The sequence below is a fragment of the Streptomyces sp. P9-A4 genome (assembly GCF_036634195.1).
Taxonomy (GTDB): domain Bacteria; phylum Actinomycetota; class Actinomycetes; order Streptomycetales; family Streptomycetaceae; genus Streptomyces.
On record NZ_JAZIFY010000001.1, the window covers coordinates 25,375 to 51,051 of the forward strand.

Here is a 25,677-nt window from a genome sequence, read left to right on the forward strand (position 1 = left end):
GTCAGGCCGCCTGCTGACGGCCGGTCTGCTGGGCGAGCTGCGCGGCGGCGGCCTGGAGGGCGCCGGCCGGGTCGGCGCCCTTGAGGAGCACCTGGCTCTGGGCGTCGCTCGCGAGCTTGAGGGCTCGGCTGTAGTCGCTGGTGAAGTTGGTCGCCTCGGATCCGGAGGAGAGCGAATCGACGAGCGACTTCAGCACGCGCTGGCCGCCGTAGAAGGGGTGGGGCGCTTGGAACATCGGGTCCGCGTAGGCCGCCTTGAGGGCGGGGAAGACGCTGCCGGAGGTGTACATGCGGTTGATCTCGGCCGGCTTGGTCAGCGCGTGCTCGATGAAGCGCCAGGCGGCCTTGCGGCGCTTGCTGGTGGCGGAGACCGTGAGGTAGGTGGAGTTGACGATGGCGCTGCGTCCTCCCCCGGGGACGGCGGCCGGCGGCTGCATGACGCGCCACTTGCCGCTCTGGGCGGGGAACTTCTCGGCCATGTACCCCACGGCCCAGGCGGCCTCCGAGGCGGTGGCGAGCTTGCCCTGGCTGATCAGCCGCTTCCAGGTGCCCTGGCCCGCGGTGTCGGCGAGCAAGCCGCCGTCGTTGAGCCGCTTGATGACGGTGAGGGCCTTGACGGCCTCCGGGGAAGCGAGGGTGACCTTGCCCTCGTGGTCGAAGTAGAAGGCGCCCTGGAGCTGCATCAGGTTCTGGAAGAAGTCCATGTCCTGGGTGGTGCCGGGCTTGTCCAGCCCGATCAGCTGGGCGCCGGTGGCGGCGCGGATCTTCGGTCCGGCGGCGATCAGGTCGTCCCAGCTGGTGAGGGAAGCGGGGTCGACGTCGGCCTTCTCGAAGAAGTCGTGGCGGTAGAACAGGCCGAGGGGGTTGACCTCCCACGGCAGGGCGTGGACGGCTCTGTCCTTCCCTATGACGGTCGGCCACAGGCCGTCGGCGAAAGCGTCCTTGTACTTGTCGGCGCCGAGCCGGGACAGGTCGGCGATGCCCTCCGGGAACTTGTCCAGGTAGCCGGGCAGGTAGTCGACGCCGATGTGGAGGACGTCGGCGAGGCCCTTGCCGCCCGAGGCGAGGCCGACCGTGATCTTGTCCCAGATGGCCGGTTCGCCGACGTCCTGGATCTCCACCGTGATGCCCGGGTTGGCCCGCTCGAAGGAGGGCACGACGCCGCGCAGGGCCTCCGCCGCGGAGGTCCAGCTCCAGACGGTGATCTTCCCGCTGTCACCGTCGGCGCCGGAGGCGGTGCCGCCTGATCCTCCGCTGCCGCAGGCGGCGAGGCCGAGTCCGGCGGCGGAGGCGGTGGCGAGCTGGAGGAGGTGGCGGCGGCTCAGATGGTGGGACATGTCGGCTCCTGGAGAGGGGTCGTGCGGTGGGTGAGGGTGCGCAGCGCGTCGGCGAGCAGGTCGGCCGCGGCGCCGGGGGTGGTGACATGGGGGGACATGCGGATCCACTCGCCTCGGCGGGTGGTGATCACACCGGCTGCTTCGAGCGACCGGTGGACGATGGCGGGGTCGTGGCCCGGGAGTCGGAACGCCCCGATGCCGGCCCGTTCCCCGGGGTCGAGCCCGTCGAGGAGGACCTCGGCGCCGGCCCGCCGGGCGCGGTCGAGCAGTTCGGCGAGGGTGGTGCGGATACGGGCTCCGACGGCGGGCGGGCCGCCCTGGGCGAACAGGTCGACGACGGCCGCGCCGAGGGCCGCGGCGGCCGGGAAGTCGGGGTTCGTGGCGAGGTGGGCGGCGGCCCCGGGCAGGGGTGGCGCCGGGTGCCGCGGGGCGAAGGGGTCCGTGACGCCGGCCCAGCCGCCGATGCCGGGCGACAGATGGTCGGCGCAGCGGTCGCGGATCATCAGGAGTGCGGCGCCCCAGCCTGCCCGCAGCCACTTCTGGGCGCCGCTGACGAGGATGTCGGCGGCATCGGTTTCGAGCGGTACGGCGCCGAGTCCCTGGATGGCGTCGACGATCAGCAGGCGGTCGGGCCCGAGGACCTCTTTGAGGGCGCCGAGCGGGGCGACGTGCCCGGTGAGGGAGTCGACGGCGCTGACCGCGAGTGCGGTGACGTCGGGGGTGAGGTGGTGGCGCAGGAGGTCGGGGGTGATGTGGCGGTGCCGTACGAAGTCGGGGGCGGCGTCGGCGGGGCTCGGCCGGGAGGGGGCGCCGAGGTGGTCGGTCGGGTCGATGATGCGGACGTCCGGGCCGCCGCGGCCGGAGAAGCGCAGCCACGGGTAGAGGTTGGCGGGGAACTCGCCGCGGGGCACCAGGAGGGTGCCGGGGCCGCGCAGTGCGGCGGCGACGGTGAAGAGGCCGTTGCTGGTCGACGGCGCGAAGGCGATCTCGTGGGGGCGGGCGTCGAGCAGGCGGCCCGCGACGTCCCGTGCGGCGTCGCTCAGCGCGAACATCCGGTCCAGGTCCGCGGGGGCCGCACGGGTGGCCAGCGCGGTCGTGGCGGCCAGCGCGGCGGCGGCCGGCCGCGACAGCGGGCCGACGCGCGCATGGTCGAGGTAGCCCTCCGCGGGTCCCTGGGGGGCCTGGAGAGCATGAATTTGATCGTTCAAAATTGGCCTTAACAGAAGGTTTCCAGCAGCTGTCTCCGGATTTGAAGGTTCACATTAGGGCGGAGGGAGCGAGCCGACAAGAGGTCGGACGGAACAGACTCCCCCCGCCGGCGTCGACGAGCTCGTACGGGTCGCCCTACGGCGCCGGCGGCGGTGTCCAGGACGGGTTGCGGCCGCTCAGGCCCACCGTGCGGTCCAGGAGGGGGGCGGCGGCCGGGACCGGGACGACGGGGCCGAAGATGCCGCCTCCTCGGTCCCCTTCCTCCGCCGCCGCCGTCAGGAACGCGTGCGAGGCGCGCAGGGCCGTCAGGTCGGGTGCGTACTCCTGGCCGGTGGCCCTGGCCAGGTCCCAGCCGTGGACCACCAGTTCGTCGACGGCCACCACTCCCGCGATCTCTCCTGGCAGGTCCACGCCGCCCGCACGGGTCATGCCCGTCCATGCGGCCGGGTCCCGCCAGGCGTCCGCCAGTTCGTCCAGGACCCGGGGCAGTTCTTCACGCCAGTCGGCGGGCAGCGCCGACCTGGCGGAGCCGGGGGCCGAGTTCGTCGTCGTGCCCAGATCCTTGCGCGCCGCGTCGCGGAACGCGGCGGCCAGGCCCGTCAGATGGCCCAGCAGTTCACCGACCTCGTAGTCCGGGCAGGGCGTTCGGTCGGAGAGGCGCGCGTCCCTGACGCCCGCCGCAAGGCGGGCCACGATCCTGGCCTGCGGTCCGAGGTCGAAGGTCGCCGTGTCGGTCATCTGCCGCTCCTTGGAGTGTGACGGTTCCGGAGGGTGGACCGGCGACGGCACCCGAACTCATCGGGCGGCGGGACGTGTGATTCCTCGGGGCCGGGGAACACCGTGCCGCCCCCGCCGACGCGCCCTTCGGCCCCTGTTCGTCAGCCCTCGTCCGCCAGTGCCGAGAGGCCCTTGGCCAAGTCCTCGGGGTTCATGACCGGCGAGTAGTGGATCTTGGCGTTCAGCCCGAGGAAGAAGGGCTCCGAGACCTTCGGCAGCTGGGAGGGCTCGACCAGGTCGAAGAAGATGTACGCCGTCCTACAGCCGTTCTCCACCGTGAAGTACGCGGCCTCGGGCTTGAGCGCCTCCATGGAGCTCTCCATCGCCTTCTGCAGGGTCCCCTGCCGGATGGCCTCGTTGGAGGCCTTGGTGTCCATTTCAACCTTCAGCAGCATGCGCATGACGCGGCCTTTCCCGACCGGGCAGGCGCTCCGTGCGGTACGCCCACAAGACCCGGACGCGCTCCCTTCCAGCGTCCTCCTTCCCCATCGGACGGACCACTCGACGGGACCGGTCGTCGGGACCACTCGACGGACCGGCCCGCGCACCGATTCGTGGACGCGCGTCCCCGGCGGCCCGGGTCAGCCGGTCGTACGCCCCAGAGCGGAGGTGCGGGCGGCCTCGCGCAGCGCTTCCCTGTCGACGAGTTTGACGCGGGGGCGGCCCTGGAGGCGGCCCGCCGCGCGTTCGGCCTCGTCGATCGCCCGCCAGCCGTCGAGGCCGACGGCGTCCCCGAGGTCCGAGGGGGCCGCCGCCGGGGCGGTGAGCCGGCCGGCCGCCCAGTCGTCGAGGAGCCCGGCGACCGTCTCCTCCGCGCAGGACTTGTTGGTGCCGATGAAGCCCGTGGGGCCCCGTTTGATCCAACCGGCCACGTAGACGCCGGGTTCGACGCGGCCCCGCTCGTGGGGCACCGTGCCGGTCGTCCCGTCGAACGGGAGCCCCGGGACGGGTTCGGCGCGGTAACCGATCGCGCGCAGGACGAGTGACGCCCCGAGGGTCTCGGTGTCCTGGGTGGGTACCGCGCGTACGGTGCCGGCCTCGGTGCGCAGTTCGGTGCGTGCCACGGTCAGACCGGTCACCCGGTCGTCGCCGACGATCCGCGTCGGCGTGGTCAGGAAGCGGAGGACCATGCGGCGCCGTCCCGGCACACGGGGGCGGGCCGCTAGTTCGGCCAGCACCTTCGTCTTGGGCGTGGCGTCGGCGGGGACGTCCGCCGGCCAGCCCTCGACCACGACGTCGATGCCGTCGAGGGCGGCGACGGCCAGCAGCTCCGGCAGGGTGAACGCGGCCTGCGCCGGTCCACGGCGTCCGAGTACGACGACTTCCCTGACGCGGCTCGCGCGCAGCGCCGCGAGGGCGCGGTCGGAGATGTCGGTGTGCGCGAGCGTCTCGGGATCGGCGGTGAGCACCCGCGCCACGTCCAGGGCCACGTTGCCGTTGCCGACGACGACGGCCCGTTCGCCGTCCAGCGGGTAGGTGGTGGCGCTGTGGTCGGGGTGGCCGTTGTACCAGGCGACGAAGTCGGTGGCGGAGGCGCTGCCGGGCAGCTCCTCGCCCTCGATGCCGAGCCGCCGGTCCCTGGCCGCGCCCACGGCGTAGACCACGGCGTGGTGGTCGCGGACCAGGTCCTCGTGGTGGAGGTCACGGCCTATCTCCGTGTCGAGACGGTAGGTGAATCCGGGCTGGTCCTCGATGGCGCGGAAGAGCCCGGCGACGCGCTTGGTGTCCTGGTGGTCGGGTGCCACCCCGGCTCGGGCGAGCCCGTACGGGGTGGGCAGCCGGTCGTGGACGGTCACGCTCACCCCCGGGTGCCGTAGCAGCTCGTCGGCGGCGAACAGGCCCGCGGGTCCCGCACCGACCACGGCGACCCGTAACCCGCGTGCCTCCACCCGGCGTTGGGGCGGTACGAGGGCCATGGGAGTGCGGTCGGGGTGCGGGTCGGAGGCGTAGTACGCGCGGTTCAGTTCCAGGAAGGGCAGTTCCGCCTCGGTGAGCCGGGTGTGCGGCTTCAGCGCGTCCACCGGGCAGGCCGTCGTGCAGGCCCCGCAGTCGACGCAGGTGCGGGGATCGACGTACAGCATCTCGGTCTGTCCGAAACCGGGTTCGCCGGGGGCGGGGTGGATGCAGTTGACCGGGCAGGCCAGGACGCACGAGGCGTCGGCGCAGCACGAGCGGGTGACGACATAGGGCATGGGGAGTGGTTCTCCGTTCATGGGTGGCCGGTGTCGTCGGCGCGTCGGTCGGGACTTTCCGGGCGCTGCCCAGGGGTGTCTTGTCGATCGGGCCGGATGAGGGCCCCGCGAGCCCGGCCCGATCGTCAAGACACCCCCTAGGCGGTCAGCCGGGAGGGTTCGCCCCGGTAACGGGACGGGCGGCCGTCGATGCGGAGCGCCTTCCAGACCCGGCGTGACGCCTTGTTCATCAGGCCGATGTCCTCGGCGAGCGTCCGGACGTCGGCGAAGAGGTCGCGCAGCAGCTTCTCGCCCTCGGGTGACTTCCAGAAGATGTCCTTGATCACCCAGTGGGGTACGCCGATCGCCTCGGCGGTCTTCCGGTCGGGGACCACGATGACGTCCCCCAGGACGCGCATGATCACCGGGAAGGCGATCGACAGGGCGCCCTTGCGCGCCTTGCCGAAGCCGGGGACCTTCGCGCGCAGGAACTCGTGGGCGAAGGAGATGTGACGGGCCTCCTCGGCCACGTGGATCTGCATGAGGCGTCGCATGAGCGGGTGCATGTCCTCGCCGCCGCGCAGGATCGCCTTCTGGAGGTGGTCGATGGGCTCCTCGCCGGCGAGGACGCCGGTGAAGAACGACTCGGGAACGAGGGATCCGGCGAGCGGCAGGAAGCGGCTCAGTACGCGGAAGGAACGCCGGCCGCCGGGCACGTCGGCGCCCGAGCGGTTCACGAACTCCTGGAACATCTGGGTGTGGTGGCACTCCTCGGTGACCTCGTGGGTGAGGTAGCGGAACTCCGGGTTCTGGTTCCGTAGCGCGAAGAGGTAGTCCATCACTCCGCGGATCAGGACGTTCTCGAACTGCATGCCCACCTTGACGATGTTGGCGTACCGCCAGAGGCCGATCCTCGCCCGGACCTCCAGGGGCTGTTCCCGGTACCACGGGTGTCCGCCCAGGGGGTCGGCGGCGGGGAGTACCCAGCGGGGGTCCGTCGGGTCGATGGCGTGGTCGGGGTTGTCCCAGTCGATGTCGGTGAACGCGTCGAAGTGGATGTGCACCGAGGCTTCGGACAGGGTCTGAAGCCTCTCGTGGTAGGTCTCTCGGCCGGTCGTCATCGTCCTTGTCCTCACCCTCGTCACCCTCGTGCCGGTGATCGTCCCTGTGCCTGTGCCTGTGCCTGTGCTGTTTCCGGGGTCGTACGGTCGAAGCGGAGCGCCCGGTCCTCGATCGGGGAGCGGCTCAGGGCGCGGCGGTCGCGGTAGTAGTTGTTCCGGATCCGCCACGGGTCGCGGGTGCCCTGGCGGGGCATGATCGTGTCGCCGCGCGCGATGTAGCCGGAGGTCAGCGACTCCCCCATGACGGACACCGAGGAGCGGTCGGCCTCGGCGGCGACGGGGGTGACGCTGGTGTGTCCGTGCCGGTCCATGTGTGCGATCAGCCTGCTGACGTAGCCGCTGGCGAGATCGGCCTTGAGGGTCCAGGACGCGTTGGTATAGCCGATGATCATCGCCAGGTTGGGCACGCCGTCGAGCATCACCCCCTTGTAGAGGAGGTGGTCGCGGGTGACGACGGGTTTCCCGTCGACCGCCATCTCCATGCCGCCGGCGAGCTGCATCCGCAGGCCGGTGGCCGTGACGACGATGTCGGCGGGGATCTCCTCGCCGGACCCGACCTTGACGCCGGTCTCCGTGAACGTCTCGATGTGGTCGGTGACGACGGACGCCCTGCCGCTCCTGAGCGTCGTGAAGAGGTCGCCGCCCGGCACGACGCAGAGCCGTTGGTCCCAGGGCTTGTACGCAGGGGTGAAGTGGCGCATGTCGACGCTCTTGCCGAGGCGGGCGCGCACCCCGGCGAGGAGGATCCGGCGCATGGTCCGGGGCGCCTTGCGGCAGAGCGCGTACAGGCCGCGCTGGAGCGCGATGTTGCGGGCGCGCCCGATCCGGTGGACGAGCCGCGCGGGGACGCGCAGCCGGCGCAGGACGACCGAGACCGGGTCGTCGGCGGGCAGCGCCATGATGTACGTGGGTGAGCGCTGGAGCATGGTGACGTGGGCGGCGGCGCCGGCCATCGCGGGTACGAGGGTGATGGCGGTGGCGCCGCTGCCGATGACGACCACGCGCCTGCCGGTGTGGTCGAGGTCCTCGGGCCAGTGCTGGGGGTGCAGGAACGTGCCGCCGAAGCGTTCTTCGCCGGGGAACCGCGGGCGGTGGCCCGCGTCGTAGTCGTAGTAGCCGGTGGCACCGACGAGGAAGCGGGCGGTGCGGACCTCGGTCGCGCCGGTGGTCTCGTCCACGGTCTCGACGGTCCAGCGCCCCTCATCGCTCGACCAGTCCGCCCGGACGGCCCTGCGGCCGAAGAGGACGCGGTCGCCGACGCCGTGTTCCTCGGCCGTCGCCCGGACGTAGCGGCGGATGTCCGAGCCGTCGGCGAGCACCTTGGTGCCGTGCCAGGCGCGGAAGCCGTAGCCGAAGGTGTACATGTCCGAGTCGGAGCGGATGCCCGGGTAGCGGAACAGGTCCCAGGTGCCGCCGATCGCGGCGCGCCGTTCGAGGATGGCGTAGGTGGTGCCGGGGTTGCCGGACTCCAGGTGGCAGGCGGCGCCGACACCGGAGAGGCCCGCGCCGATGATCAGCACGTCGACGTGCTCGTACTCCATGTCCATCCCCCTCTGTCGCCGACCCGCACGTGTCTCGTGGCGGGCGGTGCGGCGCGGGACCGGCGCCACGGCCTCCGGGTGCGTTCCTACGGTACGGAGGTGGAACGGCCGGCCCCGGGCCGGTGGGAACTCCCGGGCCGGTAACGGGAATTTACCTGTGTCACCGCGTCCAGGGTACCGACGGTAACGCGATCTGCGCCACCCCTTGCGAAGCGGGGAGGCCAGGGGCGCGCCGGGCCCGCCGGGTACGATCCACGCCGTGGCGGAGAGACACATGCGCAACGACGGCAGGCCGGACGGCCGGGACACCCGCTGGACCGGCCACCGCGCCGAGCGGCGCGAGCAGCTCCTCACGGCCGCACTCACCGTCATCTCCCGCGAGGGCACGTCGGTCAGCGTCGCGGCGATCGGCGCCGAGGCCGGGATGCCCCGCTCCGTCGTCTACCGGATCTTCCCCGGCCGCGAGGATCTGGACGAGCGGATCCGGGCCCGGATCCTCGACGACCTGATGGCCGCGCTGTCCCCCGCACTCGACCCGAAGGGCACGATCCGGGGCGCGATCGAGCTCGCGGCGAGCACGTACGTGGGCTGGGTGGCGGAGCACCCGCGGCTCCATCAGTTCCTCGGCACGGGCCCGCAGGGGCTTCCTGTCACCGGCTCCCCCGCCGTGACGGGAACGCGCACCGCCGTCGCCCGCGACCTGGCGCGGCTCCTGGACTCGTACGCCGTCCAGTTGCTCGACGGAAGGCGGGCGCCGGCGGGTTTCAGCCTCAACCTGGCGTTCGGCATGGTCGGGCTGGTGGACGGGGTCGTCAACCACTGGGCCGCCCATCCCGGGACGCGAAGCTCCCTCGACGACCTGACGCACTTTCTGAGCGACGCACTGTGGGGCATCCTCTCGGCGGCCACGCCACGGCTGGGGCTCCGGCTCGACCCGGACCAGCCGATCGGCCCGAATCCGGACGTGCCGCCCGGCGCTCCCCCGCTGTCGGAGAGCCGGGCGGGCGGGGCGGGGCGGCGCTGACCGGGCCGATCGGGGCGGGAGCGGCCGGGGCGGGGCGGCGGGGATCGGGGCCCGCCGGGGAGATCGAGGCGGGGCGGCGCCGATCGGACCCGGCCCATGTCCGCCCTGTGCCGGTATCATCCGATTTGCTCGGTGCCGTCTGTGCCGCCGCCTCATTGATCAGCGCCTGAAGCCGCTCAGACAACGTCGCTGGATCTGGTCTCCCATCACCTCCTGGCAGGCCAGGAGACTTTCCCGGGTCTCCGGAGTGAGCCTCGACGAGGCCTGGATCAGGATTCGGCTGACCACCCACCCCGAGGAGTCCCACCTCGCCCTCACCCGCGACCTGTTGGCGAAGGTCCTGTTCGCCCGGCGCACCGAGTGAATCCGCGCCGGCGGGAGCGACGAGTAAACAGGTGTGCGATTGTCGGTCGCGCGTGATAGTCACTACCTCCACGGAGAGGGTGATCACTGGCCTCCCCGTTCGGACACGGCAAGGGGTGGGCACATGGCGTTGCTGGGTGACTGGGGGGTCACGCTGGGGAAATGGGCCGGACGGCCCCCCGCGCGCGTGGAGAAGGACTCCGGCGATCCCGCCGTACGACAGGTGCGGGAGGCAGCCGAGGCGGCGGACTGGGCGACGGTGCGGGAGGTGCTGGAAGCACGTCCCGAGAGCGAGGGCCGCGTGGGTCTGCTGTGGGCCGTCGGGGAGACCGCCGGGGCGGAGCGCTGGCTCTCGCACGTCGTCGAAGCGGAACCGGAAGCGCCGCTCCCCCGGCTCGTGGCCGGAATCCGTCAGATCAACTGGGGCTGGGAGGCACGTACCTCGGCCCGCGCCTCGCAGGTCTCGCGCGAGCAGTTCGAGGTGTTCCATTCCCGTCTGCGCACCGCGGAGGAATGGCTGTACGAGGTCGCCGAGCGCGAGCCCGGGTGGGTCTCCCCCTGGTACGCCCTCCAGGTGACCGGACGCGGTCTCGAAGTGGGCCAGGTCATGGCACGGCGCCGTTTCGAGGCGACCGTGCGGCGCGACCCCCAGCATCTGCGGGCGCACCAGCAGCAGTTGCAGCAGGTCTGCGACAAGTGGGGCGGTTCGCACGAGGAGATGCACGCCTTCGCCCGCGACGCCGCCTTCGGCGCCCCCGGCGGCACGCTGCTCGGCCAGCTCGTCGCCGTCGCCCACATCGAGGAGTGGCTCTCGCTCGACTCGGGGCCGGACGCCGCGTACATCCGTCGCGACGACGTGAAGGCCTCCCTGCACCGGGCCGCCGAGCACTCCTACCGGCATCCCGACTTCGTCCGCGGCGACGGCTGGACCCAGGTCCTCAACACCTTCGCCATGGCCTTCTCCCTCGCGGGCGAGCCCTCCGCCGCCCGCGAGTGCTTCCGGGCCACCGAGGGCCGTGTCACCGAGTTCCCCTGGTACTACCTGGACGGGTCCGACCCCGCCGCGGCCTACCGAATGCTCCGGTCCGCGGCCGCGCGCTGAGGCGCCCGCCGGGCGGGGCACGCGCGGCTCCCGCCCGGCCCCCGTCGTCGGCGCGCTCCCGCGCACCACGCCCGACCACTCCCGTCCGTCCCGTCGCCGGCGCCCTCATCGCGCCGGCGCGACCACCGAAAGACTCCGCCAGGTGCCCCACTCCGAATCCGCTCACACCTTCCAGGTCGACCTGCGCGGTCTGGTCGACCTGCTCTCCCACCACCTCTACTCCAGCCCTCGCGTCTATCTGCGCGAACTGCTGCAGAACGCCGTGGACGCCATCACCGCACGGCAGGCCCTCGACCCCTCCGCGCCCGGCACCATCACCGTGCGCACCGGTGACACCCTGACCGTCACGGACAGCGGCGTCGGCCTGACCGAGGCCGATGTCCACCGCTTCCTCGCCACCATCGGACGCAGTTCGAAGCGCACCCCCGACGGCGTGCTCGACGGCGCCGGGCTCGACGCCGCCCGGGGCGACTTCATCGGCCAGTTCGGCATCGGGCTGCTCGCCTGCTTCGTCGTGGCCGACGAGATCACGGTGCTCAGCCGGTCCGCCAAGGACCCCTCGGCCCCCGCCGTGGAGTGGCGCGGCCACTCCGACGGCCGCTACACGATCCGGGCCCTGCCCGCCTCCGCCGTCCCCGAGCCGGGCACCACCGTCCGGCTGACCCCGCGCGCCGACAACGCCGAGTGGACGCACCCGGACCGTGTCGTGTCCCTGGCCCGGCACTACGGCGGCCTTCTGCGGCACGAGGTCACCGTCGTCGACCAGCGTGGCACCGGACACCGCGTCAACGAGGCGCCGCCGTGGGACCGTACCCACCGCTCCCCGCTGGCCCGGCGCGAGGCGATGACCGCGTACTGCCGCGAGCTCTTCGACTTCACCCCGCTCGACGCGATCGAGCTGGACCTGCCGGCGGCGGGACTGCACGGCGTCGCCTACGTCCTCCCCACGGCCGTGAGCCCGGCGCAGCGCAGGGGGCACCGCGTCCACCTCAAGGGCATGCTGCTCACCGACCAGGCGCACGAACTGCTGCCGGAGTGGGCCTTCTTCGTACGCTGCGTGGTCGACACCACGAGCCTGCGGCCGACGGCGTCGCGGGAGGCGCTGTACGAGGACGGCACCCTGTCGGCCGTACGGGACGCCCTGGGCGAGCGGATCCGTGACTGGCTCACCGGGCTGGCCGCCAGCGATCCTTCGCTGCTGCACCGCTTCATCGACACCCACCACCTCGCGGTCAAGGCGCTCGCCCGGCACGACGACGAGCTGTTGCGCATCGTGCTGCCGTGGCTGCCGTTCGAGACGACCGACGGCAACGTCACGCTTGAGGAGTTCGCCCGGACGCACCCGACGCTGCTGGTCACCCGCAGTGTGGAGGAGTTCCGCCAGGTCGCGCCGATCGCGGCGGCAGCCGGCCTGGGCGTCGTCAACGGCGGGTACACCTACGACCGCGACCTGGTGCTGCGGCTTCCAGAGATCCGCCCCGGCACGGCCGTCACGGACCTCGATCCGGCGACCGTCACCGCCCATCTCGACGCCGTGGACCCGGCCGCCGAGCTGCGGGCCGCCGCGTTCCTCTCCCTCGCCAGGGAGACGATCGCCGTCCACGACTGCGATGTCGTCCTGCGGGACTTCCAACCGGTGACCGCGCCCGCGCTGCTCCTCGACAACCGGGAGGCGCGGCACGAGCGGACCAGGTCGAGCATGGCCGCCGACAGCGACGGCCTCTGGGCCGACATCCTCGGCTCCCTGCGCCACGAGACCCCCCGGGCCCAGCTGGTCCTGAACCATCTGAACCCGCTGGTCCGGCAGGCGATCACGATCTCCGAGCGCGGGCTCGCCGTCACCACCGCCGAGGCCCTGTACGGCCAGGCCCTGCTGCTCAGCCGCCGCCCGCTCCGGGCGAGCGAGAGCGCCCTGCTCAACCGGGCCTTCATCGGCCTGCTCACCCACGCCATGCACGACCCCGGCACGGCGGCGCCCGGCTCCGAGCCCCGGAAGGAACTGTAGATGCTGGACACCCCCGAGGGCGTCGTCGAGGCGCTGCGCGAGAACGACGAGCGCCCCCACGGTCTGCCGCGCACCGTGACCGCCGAGGAGCTGGTCGAGGCCGCCGAGGTCTTCGAGAAGCCCGATGTCCTGGTCACGGCCCTGCTGGAGCTGATGGCGGCGTACGAGTTCACCGGTGAGCACCGCAAGTCGCCCGTGGCCTTCGCCCGGCTGCTGAAGCTGTGGGACTCGGCCCCCGAGGCGTTCAGCGACTGGGAAGCGCAGCAGGTCTTCTGGCGCTTCAAGTGGGTGACGACCTCGCTGCTCCAGGTGCCCGAGCTGCCGCTGACCGCCGTGCGCGGCTGGATCGGGCAGATGCGCGAGCGGTACGCGGCGGCCGGGCACGGCATGCAGCCGGTCGCCGCGATGGGCTACCACGTCGCGTCGCACACGGGCACGGACGTCGCCGACGCGTACGACCTGTGGGTGACCCGGCCGCGTACGCATCTCAGCGACTGCGGGGCCTGCGAGACCCGGCACCTCGCCCGGCACCGGACGGCGTCGGGCGACGACGCCGGGGCGCTCGACATCTGGCGTCCGGTCCTCGGCGGGGCCCAGAGCTGCACCGAGGAACCGCAGGTGAGCCAGGCGTACGCCCTGCTTCCGCTGTTGCGCCTCGGCCGGCTGGACGAGGCCCGCTCGCACCATCTCACCGGCTACCGGCGGGTCCGGGGCAACACCGGCACGCAGGAGGAGGTCGGCCTGCACCTGGAGTTCTGCGCGCTCTCGCGGAACGAGGGCCGGGGTCTGGAGATCCTCGCGGAGAACCGTCCGCTGTTCGAGGCGACCGGGGCTCCGCTGGCGCACCTGGAGTTCCTCACCGGCGTCGAGGTGCTGGCCGCCCGGCTCGTCGAGGACGGGCACACGGACACGCCGGTGGCCGGCCCGCCCGGCCGGAACTGGACCGCGGGGATGCTCACCGCGCATGTCCGGGCCGAGGCCGACCGGCTCGCCGCCGCCTTCGACGCGCGCAACGGGACGGCGGCCGTGGGCGATCGCCGCCGGGCGCGCCTCGCCCGGCGGCCCCTGCTCGACGAGCCGCTGCCGCTGGGACTGCGTACGGCCGCCTCGCCGGGTTCGGCGGCTCCTGCGGCCTCGGTGACTTCGGTGGCCGAGGCGGTGGCGCCGGCCGGGACGAGCGTTCCCGAGGACTTCTTCGAGCTGGTGACGGAGGCGCGTCGGCTGTCGCTGCTGGGGCATCCCGGGTCCACCCGGCTCTGGAAGCACGTCGCGGAGCGTTTCGCCGACGGCGGTACCGCCTACGACGATCGCCTCGGCCCCGAGGACCGGCTGCGTGCGACGCTCGCCGAGCAGCGCGCGTTCCAGCTCTCGGGTGAGAAGCGCGAGGCGGAGAGCATCGCCGAACTCGACCGTGCCACCGAGCTGTTCGAGCGGCTCTCGATGCCGTGGCACGCGCTGTCCACGCGGACGCGCGCGCTGGCGTGGGCGGCGGCGTCCGACGAAGCCGGGGACCGTGCGGCGGCGGACGGCGCGGACACCGTGCCCGCCGACGGCACCCCGCGGAAGGACGCGGAGGCGCTCGGGGCCGCCCTCGACGCGGCTCTGGGCGAGGCCGAACGGCTCAAGGCCGAGGTGCCGTTCACGGGTGACGCGCTCGGCGAGGCGGAGGCGTCGTCCGGGGCCGATCTGGCGCAGGAACGCGTCCTGGCGTACCTCGTCGTGCTGTACGCCGCCGCCTTCGCCGCCTACCACGAGGTGCACCGGCAGCTGCCCGACGCCCCCGAGGCCACGTGGGAGCGGTTCGAGGAGGCCGCCCGTACGTTGCGTACGGAGTCGGAGCGCCTCTCCATGCCCCATCACACGGCCCGGGCACGCGAGTTCGTCGCGGACCTGGCGCTGCGGCGCGGGGACACGGTCCTGGCCGAGTCCGAACTGCGAGCGGCGCTCCAGCACATCGAGGACTCCGGGCGGCCCTGGCGCGGTTCCCGCCCGCGCGCGCTGCTCGCGCAGGTCCTGCTCACCCGGGACGGGGCGGCGGAGGCCTCGGAGCTGCTGCACCGGGCGATCGCGGACGCGGTCCGGTACGACGACGTGGAGTTCCCGCTCGCGCCGACGTACTCGCTGCTCGGCCACGCCGCCTCGCACCTCGGGGACTCCGCCGGCGCGGTGCGCCATCTGTCCGAGGCCGCCGCGCGGTTCGACCAGGACGGCGAGCGCGAGGCGGCGACCGACGTACGGCTCCAGCTCGCCGACGTGCTGGCGCGCGGGGGGCAGCAGGCGGACGCGGTCGCCGTACTGGAGTCCGTGCTCTCCGACGAGGCCGCCCCTTCGCTCGACGAGCGCATGCTGGCCCAGGCCCGGCTGAACCTGGCCCGGGGACTGCGGGAGCTGGAGGAGTTCCTGCCGGCCGCCGAGGAGTTCCTGCGGCTCGCGGACACCGTGGCCACGTGGGAGGACGACCGCTCGGTCCACACGCTGGTCGCCGCCGACGCGGCGACGGCCCTGGCGATGGGCGGCCGTTGGGAGGCGGCCGAACTGGCGTACGCGCGTGCCGTCGCGTCGCACGCCGAGGCGCCGAACCCCTCCCTGATCATCCATATGATGCGCGAGTTCGCCCGTCTCACCGTGATGGCGAGGGAGGCGGAGGGTGTGGACGCGGCGCTGCGGTACCTGGACGAGGCCGACGCCGTCCTCGCGGCCGTACCGGAGGACGGGGAGGGCACGGAGGAGTTCGCGTCCTGGTACGAGAGCGGCGAGGTGCACTACCGCCGGTCCCGGGTCCTGGCGGAGGCGGACCGTTTCGAGGAGGCCCTGGCCGAGGCGGAGGCCGCTGTCGCCGACCACGAGCGCGGCGGGCCGCGGGGGGAGCTTCCGCGCGCCGAGGCGGTCCGGTTCGCCGCGCTCGTCGAGGGCAACGGCCTGGGGCGGTTCCAGGAGGCCGTCGCCCGGCTCACGACGGCGGCGGAACGCTGCCGGAAGGCGGACCTCACGGAGGCCGCCGGGATTCTCGACTCGCTGCGCCGGGATCTCGTGGCGCGCCAGTAGGGGCGAGCGGGCGGGCCGGCTCCGGACAACCGGCTCCTGTCAGCCGTTTCCGGGACCTCCTGGGTCCCGGAGACGGCCCCCGGTCGTCACCGTCTCGGGAAAGTTCGCCGGAACCCCTTCTCAGGCGCGGGTCCAACAAGAACCATGATCCGGGGAGTACCCGACCGAAGGAGGGTCCAATTGCGCGGCTACGGCGGCGTGCTCGTCGGCAATCTGTTGCTCGCGCTGGTCAGTGGGCTGGCCGGTCCGGCCTTCCTCGTCGTGGCGTACATCGCCTGGGCGGAGGGCGCCGACCCGGTCTGGGTGTTGTCCGCTGCCGCCCTGGGCCTCGTGGGTACGGTCATGATCCCCGTCTCGGCCGTCAAGGCGGCGCGCAAGCGGTTCCCGAGGATCGCCTCCGGGGACCGGGCGAGCGAGCGGGGCGAGGCGTACGGGCCGGAGAGCTTCGTGGTGTGGTCCCCGCGCTCCGGGCCGGGGCCGCTGGACGCGCGGCTGGTGCGGGCGGACGTCCTGGAGGCGTCGTTCGTACGGTACGACCCGGACACGGAGGCCAAGTACACCACGTACGTCGGCGACCACGATCCCTCGGAGGTCAAGCCGACGATCGGGCTGCGGCTCCGGGTGTACGACAACGGGGGGCACGACGGGGCGGAGTTCGGGGTCTTCGAGATCACCGAGGAGGTGCGCGTACCGCCCCTGTGTCTGTCGGCGGTCACCGCGGGCCGGCTGGCCGTGCTCGTCGCGGACGCGCCCCTCGCCGCCACCGATCCGCCCGGCCGGGGGCCCGCGCCGCAGATCAGCGTCCTGTGGCCGCGCAGCCTGCTGCTCGCGGGGACGCGGACCTGCCGGGTGATCGGTCTGGACGGGGAACTGACCGACGTGACCCGGCGGTCCCGGCGGCAGCTGGAGCAGATGCGCGTCTCGTGGTCGGTCGGCGGTGTCGACATGGACGGCGACGTGGTCGACCTCCGACGGCTGGGCCCGGAGACGGCGGCCCGTTACGCGGCCCTGGCGCACGGTCCCGGCGAGGAACGGGCGCCGGTGACCGAGCCGGGCGAGGAGGACCGTCGGCTCGTGGAGTTCCTGCCCGGTCCCGGGGGCGCGTTCGGCTCCGTCGGCCGGCGGTGGTCCCGGCGGGGCGGCCGGCTGGTGCGGGCCCGGTTCCTGAAGATGTGCGGCACGACGACCTTCCAGGCGCACGGTCCGTGCCTGGACACCCTGATCAGGGTCGGTCCGGCGGACGGTGTTCCCGCGCTCGACGCGGAGCGGCGGGTCACGGTGCCGATGAACTACCTGGCGCTGCTCCACCACACCCGGGACGTGGTTCTCCGCGTGAGTCCGAACGGCCGCTCGTACGACGTCGACTGGCCGCGTACCAACCTGCTCGCCGGTGTCACCCCGGCGAAGGTCGTCACCCCCGACGGCCGGGAGCTCACGCTTCCCGTCCGTTCGGAGGCCCTCTGGCCGTTGATGAACCTGCTCGCCGGCCGGGCCGTCTCGGTCCACGGCGCCGTCCTGGACCTGCGTCGTCCCCGGATGCGCGGGGTGGCGGACGCGGTGATGGAGCTCGTGCGGGCCACAGGGGCGGACGTGGACGCGACGCGGCTCCCGTAGCGGGGCCGCTACTGGCCGACCCGTCCGTCCACGCACTCCCGCAGCAGGTCGGCGTGCCCGCAGTGGCGGGCGTACTCCTCGATCCGGTGCACCATCAGCTCGCGCACCGCGATCCGCTCCTTCCCCAGGCGCTCGCCCAGGTCCGGGTGCTCGGCCAGCGTGGTGTCCACCAGGGCCTGTTCGCGTTCCAGGTCGGCGAACGCCTCGTCGACCAGGGCCTGTTCGGCGAGGGCTCCGTGGAAGTCCGCGTCCTTCGGGCCGTAGATCTTCGGCAGCGGTTCGCCGTCGGTGATCCAGTTGAACCAGTCCCGTTCGGCCTCGGCGAGGTGCCGGACCAGGCCGAGCAGCGACATCGTGGACGGCGGGACCGAGCGACGGGCCAGCTGCTCCGCGTCCAGGCCCTCGCACTTCATCCGCAGGGTGAGCCGATAGCCCGTCAGGAAGTCGAGAAGCGTGGCGAGTTCGCCCTCGGAGGGGGGCCCGTCCAGCTCGCGGGGGTCGTCGTCCGGGTCGACCCACATGTCGGCGTAGACGGTGGCCCGGGTCCATCGCTCAGGTTGATCGTTCATGTGGCGCATGCTGATCCATCAGGGCCCCGGACCGCCACCGAATTTCGGCAGGGGCGGTCTCCGGACTCCGCGGGGCGCGCGAAGGCTTGACGCGTACACAGCCACCTCATAACTTCATGCCTTGATAAAAGGCGTGCGCACACATGCCTCGCCGTCACCGGCGGTTCGACGGCCGACGTCGCCCGGGTCCGGTACGACCGGACCCGGCCGACGTCGCCCGGGTCCGGTCGTACCGTCCCCGCTCTCAGGTCCCTGCCTGTCCGAAGGAGCCCCCCATGCCCTCAGTACGTCGCGGAAGAACGCTGAGCGCGGCCGTGGTCGCCGTGACCGCCGTCCTCACCGGTCTGCTCACCGGCGGCCCGCCGAGTGCCGCCGCCCAGGAGCCCGCGCCCCTCGCCGTCGACCGCTTCGAGGGTGAGGTCCCGTTCGCCGCGCCGCCCGCCGAGGGACTCTTCACCTGGGGGAACGCCGCCGAGTCCCACCCGAAGCTCGAACTGAGGGAGCGCGCCGACGCCCCCGAGGGCGGCACGGTCCTCGAAGGCCGCTACGACATCGGCGGCTGGGGCGGCTTCACCCATGACTTCGCCTTCGACCGGCCGGCCCACGACTGGACGGCGTACCGGGGCATCCGGTTCTGGTGGTACGGCCAGAACACGGCGCCGCTGCCGCCCGGCTCCGGCAGGCGGATCGCCTTCGAGATCAAGGACGGCGGCGCGAACGGCGAGGCGTCCGAGCTGTGGACGACCTCCTTCACCGACGACTGGGAGGGCTGGCACCTCGTCGAGATCCCGTTCTCGCGGTTCGTCTACCGGACCGACTACCAGCCCGTCGGCGGGATCGACCAGATCCTCGGGCTCGACCGGATGTGGGGGTACGCCGTCACGCTCCCGACCGGCCCGGGGGCGTTCGCCCTCGACGGGGTGGAGCTGTACGGCGCTGCCGAGCCCGCGCTCACCACCACGGTGGTGACGAGGTCCGTGGTGCACCCCGTCGACGAGGGCGGCAGCGCCCGTGTCGACGTCTCGGTGGCCACCACCGGCTCCGGTCCGACCGGTGCGCCGGTCACGGTGACGTACGCGACGGAGAGCGGCGGCGGCGCCGAGCCGGGGAAGGACTACCGGCCGGTCTCGGGCAGTCTGGTGTTCCCCGCCGGGACGCCGTCCGGCACGACCCGGTCGTTCACCGTGCCCACCCTCGAAGACGGTGTCGCGGAGTCCGCCGAGACGATCCCGGTCCGGCTGACCGTCGACGGCGCCAGGGCTCCCGCCGAGTCCCCGCTGGTCGTGGTCAACGCGCACGGGCTGCCGTACCTCGACAGCCGGCTGCCGGTGCGGAAGCGGGTCGCCGACCTGCTCTCCCGCATGTCGCTCGCGGAGAAGGCCGGCCAGATGACGCAGGCCGAGCGCAACGCCCTGCGGGCGCCCGGCGACATCGCCGGATACGCGCTCGGGTCGCTGCTCTCGGGCGGAGGTTCGGTCCCCACCCCCAACACGCCCGAGGCCTGGGCCGCGATGGTCGACGCGTTCCAGCTCCGCACCCGCGCGACCCGCTTCCAGATCCCCCTGATCTACGGCGTGGACGCGGTCCACGGGCACAACAACGTCATCGGGGCGACGGTCATGCCGCACAACATCGGCATCGGGGCCGGTCGCGATCCCGAGCTCGCCGCGCGGACCGGCGCCGTCACGGCGAAGGAGGTACGGGCCACCGGCGTGCCCTGGGACTTCGCGCCATGCCTGTGCGTGACCCGCGACGAACGCTGGGGCCGCTCGTACGAGGCCTTCGGCGAGGACCCTGCGCTCGTCACGGCCATGGAGACCGTCATCAACGGCATGCAGGGCGCCCGGAACGGCAAGGACCTCGCCCGCGACGACAAGGTCCTGACCAGCGCCAAGCACTTCGTCGGGGACGGCGGCACCACGTTCGGCTCCTCGGCCACCGGTTCGTACACGATCGACCAGGGCGTCACCGAGGTCACCCGCGCGGAGCTGGAGGCGGTGCATCTCGCGCCGTTCGCCGAGGCCGTGAAGCGCGGTGCCGGGACGGTCATGCCCTCGTACTCCTCGCTCGACATCCTGGGCGACGGGCGGGGGCCGGTGAAGATGCACGCGAACGCCGAGATGATCAACGGGGTCCTCAAGGACCGCATGGGCTTCGAGGGTTTCGTCATCAGCGACTGGCAGGCCATCGACCAGATCCCCGGCGACTACCCCAGCGACGTGCGCACCTCGGTGAACGCCGGTCTCGACATGATCATGGTGCCGACGAACTACCAGGAGTTCGCCCGGACCCTGACCGACGAGGTCGGCGCCGGCCGGATCCCGACCGCGCGGATCGACGACGCGGTGGCCCGCATCCTGACCCAGAAGTTCCGCCTCGGCCTGTTCGAGAAGCCGTACGCGGACACGACGAACCTGCCGTCGATCGGCTCGGCCGAGCACCGCGCGGTGGCGCGCGAGGCCGTGGCGAAGTCGCAGGTGCTGCTGAGGAACGAGGGCGGGGTGCTGCCGCTCAAGCCTTCCCAGAAGGTGTACGTGGCCGGGTCGAACGCCGACGACCTCGGCAACCAGGCCGGTGGCTGGACCATCAGCTGGCAGGGCTCGTCCGGTCGGACCACGACGGGCACGACGATCCTCGAAGGGATGCGCGGGGCCGCGCCGGGGGCCGACATCGCCTTCTCCAAGGAGGCCTCCGCCCCGACCGAGGGCTACGACGTGGGCGTGGTGGTGGTCGGCGAGACCCCGTACGCCGAGGGCTTCGGGGACGTCGGCAACGGCAACGACCTCGAACTGACCGCCGCCGACAAGGCGGCCGTCGACAAGGTGTGCGCGGCGATGCCGTGTGCGGTGCTGGTCGTGTCCGGCCGGCCCCAGCTCGTCGGTGACCGGCTCGCGGCCGTGGACGCCCTGGTGGCGTCCTGGCTGCCGGGCACGGAGGGCGACGGCGTCGCCGACGTCCTCTACGGCAGGCGGCCGTTCACCGGGCAGCTGCCGGTGAGCTGGCCGAGGTCGGAGGCGCAGCTGCCGCTCAATGTGGGTGACGAGCGCTACGACCCGCAGTACCCGTACGGCTGGGGGCTCACCACCCTGACCCCGGTGCCGTCCGGCGGGGAGCCCGCGCTGCGGGCGCTCGGTGTCGCTGCCAGGGCCCTCCAATCGGCGGGGCGGGGTTCCTCTCCGGAGGCCCGGAAGCTGGTCGGGGCGGCGCGGCTGATCGTCCAGAAGAGGATCGGCCAGAACGTCACGGCGGCCACGGCCGAACCGTTCGCCGAGGCGGACCACCTGCTGCTCACGGGTGATCTCGCGGGCGCGCTCGGCAAGCTGACGGAGGCGTATCGGGCCGCGGGCTGACGGAGGCCGGACTACCCCCGGGGTGGATCTCACCCCGGGGGTTTCGGGCTTGTCGGGGACCCCTGCTCCAGGTATCTTGCATTGCATGGTTCCTGGTAACGCAATGAACGAGACAGGCGGCAGGGTTCCCAGCCAACTCCGCAAGGGAGTGCTGGAGTACTGCGTCCTCGCGCTGCTCAGGGACGAGCCGAAGTACGGTGTCGAGCTCGTCGCCGAGCTCTCCGCCGTGAGCGTCATGACCACCAGCCAGGGCACGATCTACCCCTTGCTGTCGAGGCTCCGGCGCGAGGGACTCGTCGACACCGAGCTGCGCGACTCGCCCAGCGGGCCGCCGCGCCGCTACTACACGCTCACCGGTGTCGGCCGGGCCTCCCTCACCGAATTCGCCCAGGCGTGGCCGCTGTTCAGGGACGCCGTCGACCACTTCCTCACCGACCCACAGGGGGATTCCGCATGAACGCCATCGACCACCCGCTCGTCGCCGCGTACCTCGACGCCGTCGCGCGCGAGACCGCCATGCTGCCCGCCGAGCGCCGGGCCGAACTCCTCGCGGACCTCCGTGAGCACATCGAGGCCAACGAGGCCCGGGACGACGGCCAGGTCCGCGCGGTCCTCGCCGGACTCGGCGATCCCCGTACCGTGGCCGCGTCCGCCCTGGCCGAGGAGGCTCCGGCGGCGGGTACGGCCTCCCCCGCTCCCGGCTCCCGCGGTCGCACCCGGCTGACCGCGGTCCTGCTCTCCGTCTCCGGGCTGCTGATCCTGGTCGGCTCCCTCCCGGGGACGATCGCGCTGATCGCGGCCATGGTGCTGCTGTGGACCTCACCCCAGTGGGGCAAGCGCGAGAAGGTCATCGCCACCGGCGCCTGCGTGGCCGTGCCGGTCCTGATGTTCCTTGGCGCCCTGCTCGGGGCCGCCGGCCGGATCGGCCCGACGGAACTCCTGCTGGTCGCCGTGTTCTCGCTCGGCGTCCCGGTGGCCGGCGCCACCATGCTCGTCCGCGCGGCGCGCCGCTGAGCACGGAGAACACGCAGAACACCGGGAACACCGGGAACACCGGGAACACCGGGAACAAGAGCAACGTCGCTGTCTCCGGCAACACGATCGGCTCCGGGGGAGCCCCTTCGTCAGGGGCTCCCCCGGAGCCGATCGCCGTCATCCGGGCGGGGCCGTCAGCCCGTGGGCCCCGGTATCTGGAGGGCCTTGGCGTTGCGTTCCCAGCCGGACCACAGGTCGCCGTCGACGCAGTAGCCGCATCCCGGGCCGAAGAACATCCCCCGGGCGTTCTCGTCACCGAGCAGCCAGTAGCGCAGCCACGCGGTGGTCGGCGCGCGGAAGTCCCCGCCGTCGCCGATGGAGCTGAGGTGGCCGGCGCCGCGGACCTCCCCGTACACGGCCGGGACATGGTCCGAGTCCCGGTACATCGCCTTCACCAGCGCGGGCCACACCGTCAGGTCGCGCTGGCCCGCCAGATAGAAGACGGGTTCGTCCATCAGGTCGGGGTCCGTCAGCGGCCCCGGCTGGATGGGCAGGGCCGTGTCGACCCGGGGGTCGACGGCGGCGTTGATCGCCGCCGCGCCGCCCTGCGAGTGACCGGCCGAGGCGATGTGCTCCAGGTCCACCTTGCCGTAGTACCTGCTGGAGCTGTCCGCGTTCCGTTGCTCCAGGACGTCGATCCCCGCGCGCATGCTGATCGCGAAGTTCGACGTCGGGGTGTTGGCGGCGGCGACGATGAAGCCGTGGCTCGCCCAGTGCCGCAGCAGCGAGCTGTAGAAGCCGGGCACCGCGCCCGTACCGTTGCCCCAGATGATCACCGGGTGCCGCTCGCCCGAGCGGCCCATGTCGGTGGGGCGGTAGAAGGTGTGCACCGCCTCGATGTCGACGCTCACCTCGTACGGGCCCGGCCGGCCCCAGTCGGTGCCGACGGACGGGACGACTCCCGCCGTCGTCGCGTCGCCCACGGTCGCTCCCGCGCTTCCCGGCGCGGTGCACACCGCCAGCACGGCGGCGAGCAGCAGACCGCCGAGCAGGCGGCTCGTTCTCCCTGGCATACGAACTCCTTCACGGGTCCGGCACGTTGCGCGTCCTCGCAAGCGTGACCAGAGCCATGATCGAGCGCGCCGGGGCGGGTGTCTGTCCGCAGGAGCCCAGACCTCGCGCGGCCGGCTTGTGCAGTTGCCCATCGCGTACGGCAACGCCCGCGGCCCCCGCCGAATCCGTGGTTCGGCGGGGGCCGCGGGCGCGAAGGGACGTACGGGTCAGCTGGCGGCCAGCAGCTGGAGGGTGTCGATCACGCGGTTCGAGAAGCCCCACTCGTTGTCGTACCAGGCGACGACCTTGATGTGGCGGCCCTCGACGCGGGTCAGCTCCGAGTCGAAGATCGACGAGGCCGGGTTGCCGGTGATGTCGGAGGAGACGAGCGCGTCCTCCGAGTACTCCAGGACACCGGCGAGCGGGCCCTCGGCCGCGGTGCGGTACGCGGCGAGGACGTCCTCGCGGGTCACGTCGCGGGCGACGGTGGTGTTCAGCTCGACGATGGAGCCGACCGGGACGGGCACGCGGATCGAGTCGCCCGACAGCTTGCCGTCGAGGTTCGGCAGCACGTGGCCGATCGCCTTGGCGGCGCCCGTGGAGGTGGGCACGATGTTGACGCCGGCGGCGCGGGCGCGACGCGGGTCGCGGTGCGGGCCGTCCTGCAGGTTCTGCTCCTGCGTGTAGGCGTGCACCGTCGTCATGAAGCCGTGCTCGATGCCCGCGAGGTCGTCGAGGACCTTGGCGAGGGGCGCGAGCGCGTTCGTCGTGCAGGAGGCGTTCGAGACGATCGTGTGCAGATCGGCGTCGTACGCGTCGGTGTTGACGCCGTACGCCAGCGTGACGTCGGCACCGTCGGCGGGCGCGCTGACGAGCACGCGCTTGGCACCGGCGTCGATGTGGGCGCGGGCGGCCTTGGCGTTGGTGAAGCGGCCGGTCGCCTCAAGGACGATCTCGACGCCGAGCTCGGCCCAGGGAAGCTGCGCCGGCTCGCGCTCGGCGAGGACCTTGATGCGGCGGCCGTCGACGACGAGGGTGTCCCCGTCGACGCTCACCGGGCGGCCGAGGCGGCCGGAGGTCGAGTCGAAGGCGAGAAGTCGCGCGAGGGCGGTCGGCTCCGTCAGGTCGTTGACGGCCACGATCTCGAGGTCGGTGTCGCGCTCGAGCAGTGCACGGAGCACGTTGCGTCCGATGCGGCCGAATCCGTTGATGGCGATGCGAGTCATGATTGGTGTCCCTTCAACTTCTGCGTCGCCTCCAGGTTCGCTCGCCGGGAGCCGCCCCGACAGAGGCGGGATCGCCACGGTCCGCAAGGATCGCGCCAAGAGCCCCGGGGAGCGGGTCCGGGACGGCTATTCGCCCTTGGTGAAGGTGCGCCGGTAGTCGCTGGGCGTGGTGCCGAGGATGCGCTGGAAGTGCAGCCGGAGGTTGGCTCCGGTGCCGAGTCCGACGTCGGCGGCGATCTGTTCGACGCTCCGCTCGGAGCGCTCCAGGAGTTCACGGGCGAGGTCGACCCGGGCACGCATCACCCACTGCATCGGCGTGTATCCGGTGTCCTCGACGAAGCGCCGCGAGAAGGTGCGCGCCGACACGGCCGCGTGCTCGGCGAGCAGGTCGAGCGTGAGGGGTTCGCCGAGCCGGTGCAGCGCCCACTCACGGGTGGCGGCGAACCGTTCGCCGAGCGGTTCGGGCAGGCTGCGCGGTACGTACTGGGCCTGGCCGCCGCTGCGGTAGGGGGCGGCGACGAGGCGGCGGGCCGCGTGGTTCGCGGCGGCCACGCCGAGGTCGCCGCGCAGGATGTGCAGGCAGAGGTCGATGCCGGAGGCCGCGCCCGCGGAGGTGAGCACGCTTCCCTCGTCGACGAAGAGGACGTTCTCGTCGACCCGGACGAGGGGGCGTTTCGCGGCGAGGGCCTGGGTGTAGTGCCAGTGGGTCGTGGCCCGCTTGCCGTCGAGGAGTCCGGTGGCGGCGAGCGCGAAGGCGCCGGTGGAGATCGCGGCGAGCCGGGCGCCCCGGTCGTGGGCGGCGACGAGGGCGTCCAGGACGGCCTGCGGCGGGTCTTCGCGGTCGGGGAAGCGGTAGCCGGGGACGAAGACGATGTCGGCCCAGGCGAGGGCGTCGAGACCGTCGGCGACGGCGTAGGAGAGGCCGTCACCCCCGGCGACGAGACCGGGTTCCGCGCCGCACACCCTCACTTCGTACGGCATGCTCGCGCGGGTCGTGAAGACCTGCGCGGGGATGCCGACGTCGAGCGGCTTCGCCCCTTCGAGCACGAGGACGGCGACGCGGTGGAGGCGGGGGGTGGGCGGCACGGGAAGAGCGTACGCGGGTCGGTGGACCGGCTGCTCGAAACGGCCGACCGACGTCGGATCGGCGGGGCGGCGGCCCGGTGAACCGCCGCCGGGTGGGACGGTCGGCCCTT

Annotated in this window: 19 protein-coding genes; 8 read left to right on the forward strand and 11 right to left on the reverse strand. The window is 72.7% G+C overall.

Annotated elements, in window-relative coordinates:
• Nucleotide 1: 1 nt before the first annotated feature.
• The 7 genes from V4Y03_RS00125 to V4Y03_RS00155 all read right to left on the reverse strand — a co-directional run bounded on the left by V4Y03_RS00125 (nucleotide 2) and on the right by V4Y03_RS00155 (nucleotide 8,155).
• The gene (locus V4Y03_RS00125; protein ID WP_332433438.1) at nucleotides 2-1,336 is read right to left on the reverse strand and encodes an extracellular solute-binding protein; all 1,335 of its coding nucleotides are present in this window, start codon (nucleotides 1,334-1,336) and stop codon (nucleotides 2-4) included.
• Complete coding sequence (locus tag V4Y03_RS00130) at nucleotides 1,321-2,544, reverse strand: aminotransferase class V-fold PLP-dependent enzyme (protein WP_332433439.1); 1,224 nt, start codon at nucleotides 2,542-2,544, stop codon at nucleotides 1,321-1,323. Before V4Y03_RS00130 ends, V4Y03_RS00125 begins: the two co-directional genes overlap by 16 nt.
• Nucleotides 2,545-2,680: 136 nt before the next feature.
• Nucleotides 2,681-3,283: a TIGR03086 family metal-binding protein gene (locus tag V4Y03_RS00135; RefSeq protein ID WP_332433440.1), complete on the reverse strand. Its 603-nt coding sequence runs from the start codon at nucleotides 3,281-3,283 to the stop codon at nucleotides 2,681-2,683.
• Nucleotides 3,284-3,423: 140 nt separating this feature from the next.
• Nucleotides 3,424-3,723 carry a hypothetical protein gene (locus V4Y03_RS00140; RefSeq protein ID WP_332433441.1) on the reverse strand — a complete coding sequence of 100 codons (300 nt, stop codon included), beginning with the start codon at nucleotides 3,721-3,723 and terminating at the stop codon, nucleotides 3,424-3,426.
• Between the two features lie 180 nt (nucleotides 3,724-3,903).
• Nucleotides 3,904-5,514, reverse strand: a complete 1,611-nt coding sequence (locus V4Y03_RS00145) for an FAD-dependent oxidoreductase (protein WP_332433442.1) — start codon at nucleotides 5,512-5,514, stop codon at nucleotides 3,904-3,906.
• Between the two features lie 137 nt (nucleotides 5,515-5,651).
• On the reverse strand, nucleotides 5,652-6,614 hold the full coding sequence (locus V4Y03_RS00150; RefSeq protein WP_317873455.1) for an AurF N-oxygenase family protein: 963 nt from the start codon (nucleotides 6,612-6,614) through the stop codon (nucleotides 5,652-5,654).
• A gap of 20 nt (nucleotides 6,615-6,634) precedes the next feature.
• Nucleotides 6,635-8,155 carry a flavin-containing monooxygenase gene (locus V4Y03_RS00155; protein WP_332433443.1) on the reverse strand — a complete coding sequence of 507 codons (1,521 nt, stop codon included), beginning with the start codon at nucleotides 8,153-8,155 and terminating at the stop codon, nucleotides 6,635-6,637.
• Between the two features lie 259 nt (nucleotides 8,156-8,414).
• Here V4Y03_RS00155 and V4Y03_RS00160 point away from each other — a divergent pair, with 259 nt between their 5' ends.
• From V4Y03_RS00160 to V4Y03_RS00180, 5 genes are all read left to right on the forward strand, one after another.
• Nucleotides 8,415-9,179 carry a TetR/AcrR family transcriptional regulator gene (locus V4Y03_RS00160; RefSeq protein ID WP_332433444.1) on the forward strand — a complete coding sequence of 255 codons (765 nt, stop codon included), beginning with the start codon at nucleotides 8,415-8,417 and terminating at the stop codon, nucleotides 9,177-9,179.
• A 487-nt stretch (nucleotides 9,180-9,666) separates the two neighbouring features.
• Complete coding sequence (locus V4Y03_RS00165; RefSeq protein ID WP_332433445.1) at nucleotides 9,667-10,644, forward strand: hypothetical protein; 978 nt, start codon at nucleotides 9,667-9,669, stop codon at nucleotides 10,642-10,644.
• Between the two features lie 142 nt (nucleotides 10,645-10,786).
• Nucleotides 10,787-12,649, forward strand: coding sequence for an HSP90 family protein (locus V4Y03_RS00170; protein WP_332433446.1), 1,863 nt, complete (start codon nucleotides 10,787-10,789; stop codon nucleotides 12,647-12,649).
• Nucleotides 12,650-15,694, forward strand: coding sequence for a hypothetical protein (locus V4Y03_RS00175; RefSeq protein WP_332433447.1), 3,045 nt, complete (start codon nucleotides 12,650-12,652; stop codon nucleotides 15,692-15,694).
• A 180-nt stretch (nucleotides 15,695-15,874) separates the two neighbouring features.
• Nucleotides 15,875-17,308: a hypothetical protein gene (locus V4Y03_RS00180; RefSeq protein ID WP_332433448.1), complete on the forward strand. Its 1,434-nt coding sequence runs from the start codon at nucleotides 15,875-15,877 to the stop codon at nucleotides 17,306-17,308.
• Nucleotides 17,309-17,316: 8 nt separating this feature from the next.
• Here the strand turns inward: V4Y03_RS00180 and V4Y03_RS00185 are convergent, their stop codons facing one another.
• The gene (locus V4Y03_RS00185) at nucleotides 17,317-17,886 is read right to left on the reverse strand and encodes a DinB family protein (RefSeq protein WP_317873448.1); all 570 of its coding nucleotides are present in this window, start codon (nucleotides 17,884-17,886) and stop codon (nucleotides 17,317-17,319) included.
• 266 nt (nucleotides 17,887-18,152) lie between these two features.
• On the opposite strand from V4Y03_RS00185, the gene V4Y03_RS00190 reads away from it, so the two are divergent.
• The 3 genes from V4Y03_RS00190 (at nucleotide 18,153) to V4Y03_RS00200 (ending at nucleotide 22,241) form a co-directional block, all read left to right on the forward strand.
• Complete coding sequence (locus V4Y03_RS00190) at nucleotides 18,153-21,227, forward strand: glycoside hydrolase family 3 protein (RefSeq protein ID WP_332433449.1); 3,075 nt, start codon at nucleotides 18,153-18,155, stop codon at nucleotides 21,225-21,227.
• Nucleotides 21,228-21,312: 85 nt separating this feature from the next.
• Complete coding sequence (locus tag V4Y03_RS00195) at nucleotides 21,313-21,684, forward strand: PadR family transcriptional regulator (protein ID WP_056568310.1); 372 nt, start codon at nucleotides 21,313-21,315, stop codon at nucleotides 21,682-21,684.
• Nucleotides 21,681-22,241, forward strand: coding sequence for a DUF1700 domain-containing protein (locus tag V4Y03_RS00200; protein WP_332433450.1), 561 nt, complete (start codon nucleotides 21,681-21,683; stop codon nucleotides 22,239-22,241). Before V4Y03_RS00195 ends, V4Y03_RS00200 begins: the two co-directional genes overlap by 4 nt.
• Before the next feature lie 155 nt (nucleotides 22,242-22,396).
• On the opposite strand, the gene V4Y03_RS00205 is transcribed toward V4Y03_RS00200, so the two are convergent.
• The 3 genes from V4Y03_RS00205 to V4Y03_RS00215 form a co-directional block, all read right to left on the reverse strand.
• Nucleotides 22,397-23,275 carry an alpha/beta hydrolase family protein gene (locus V4Y03_RS00205; RefSeq protein ID WP_332433451.1) on the reverse strand — a complete coding sequence of 293 codons (879 nt, stop codon included), beginning with the start codon at nucleotides 23,273-23,275 and terminating at the stop codon, nucleotides 22,397-22,399.
• A gap of 207 nt (nucleotides 23,276-23,482) precedes the next feature.
• Entirely contained in the window at nucleotides 23,483-24,481 is a 999-nt protein-coding gene (gene gap, locus V4Y03_RS00210) for a type I glyceraldehyde-3-phosphate dehydrogenase (RefSeq protein ID WP_317873444.1), read from the reverse strand.
• A gap of 126 nt (nucleotides 24,482-24,607) precedes the next feature.
• Nucleotides 24,608-25,567: a GlxA family transcriptional regulator gene (locus tag V4Y03_RS00215; RefSeq protein ID WP_317873443.1), complete on the reverse strand. Its 960-nt coding sequence runs from the start codon at nucleotides 25,565-25,567 to the stop codon at nucleotides 24,608-24,610.
• Nucleotides 25,568-25,677 lie beyond the last annotated feature (110 nt).

What these genes read in the sequence shown, in the direction of transcription:
- V4Y03_RS00125 (WP_332433438.1), bottom strand. Translation starts at nt 1,336, where the DNA reads ATGTCCCACCATCTGAGCCGCCGCCACCTCCTCCAGCTCGCCACCGCC.
- V4Y03_RS00135 (WP_332433440.1), bottom strand. Translation starts at nt 3,283, where the DNA reads ATGACCGACACGGCGACCTTCGACCTCGGACCGCAGGCCAGGATCGTG.
- V4Y03_RS00140 (WP_332433441.1), bottom strand. Translation starts at nt 3,723, where the DNA reads ATGCGCATGCTGCTGAAGGTTGAAATGGACACCAAGGCCTCCAACGAG.
- V4Y03_RS00145 (WP_332433442.1), bottom strand. Translation starts at nt 5,514, where the DNA reads ATGCCCTATGTCGTCACCCGCTCGTGCTGCGCCGACGCCTCGTGCGTC.
- V4Y03_RS00150 (WP_317873455.1), bottom strand. Translation starts at nt 6,614, where the DNA reads ATGACGACCGGCCGAGAGACCTACCACGAGAGGCTTCAGACCCTGTCC.
- V4Y03_RS00155 (WP_332433443.1), bottom strand. Translation starts at nt 8,155, where the DNA reads ATGGAGTACGAGCACGTCGACGTGCTGATCATCGGCGCGGGCCTCTCC.
- V4Y03_RS00165 (WP_332433445.1), top strand. Translation starts at nt 9,667, where the DNA reads ATGGCGTTGCTGGGTGACTGGGGGGTCACGCTGGGGAAATGGGCCGGA.
- V4Y03_RS00175 (WP_332433447.1), top strand. Translation starts at nt 12,650, where the DNA reads ATGCTGGACACCCCCGAGGGCGTCGTCGAGGCGCTGCGCGAGAACGAC.
- V4Y03_RS00185 (WP_317873448.1), bottom strand. Translation starts at nt 17,886, where the DNA reads ATGCGCCACATGAACGATCAACCTGAGCGATGGACCCGGGCCACCGTC.
- V4Y03_RS00190 (WP_332433449.1), top strand. Translation starts at nt 18,153, where the DNA reads ATGCCCTCAGTACGTCGCGGAAGAACGCTGAGCGCGGCCGTGGTCGCC.
- V4Y03_RS00195 (WP_056568310.1), top strand. Translation starts at nt 21,313, where the DNA reads ATGGTTCCTGGTAACGCAATGAACGAGACAGGCGGCAGGGTTCCCAGC.
- V4Y03_RS00200 (WP_332433450.1), top strand. Translation starts at nt 21,681, where the DNA reads ATGAACGCCATCGACCACCCGCTCGTCGCCGCGTACCTCGACGCCGTC.
- V4Y03_RS00205 (WP_332433451.1), bottom strand. Translation starts at nt 23,275, where the DNA reads ATGCCAGGGAGAACGAGCCGCCTGCTCGGCGGTCTGCTGCTCGCCGCC.
- gap (WP_317873444.1), bottom strand. Translation starts at nt 24,481, where the DNA reads ATGACTCGCATCGCCATCAACGGATTCGGCCGCATCGGACGCAACGTG.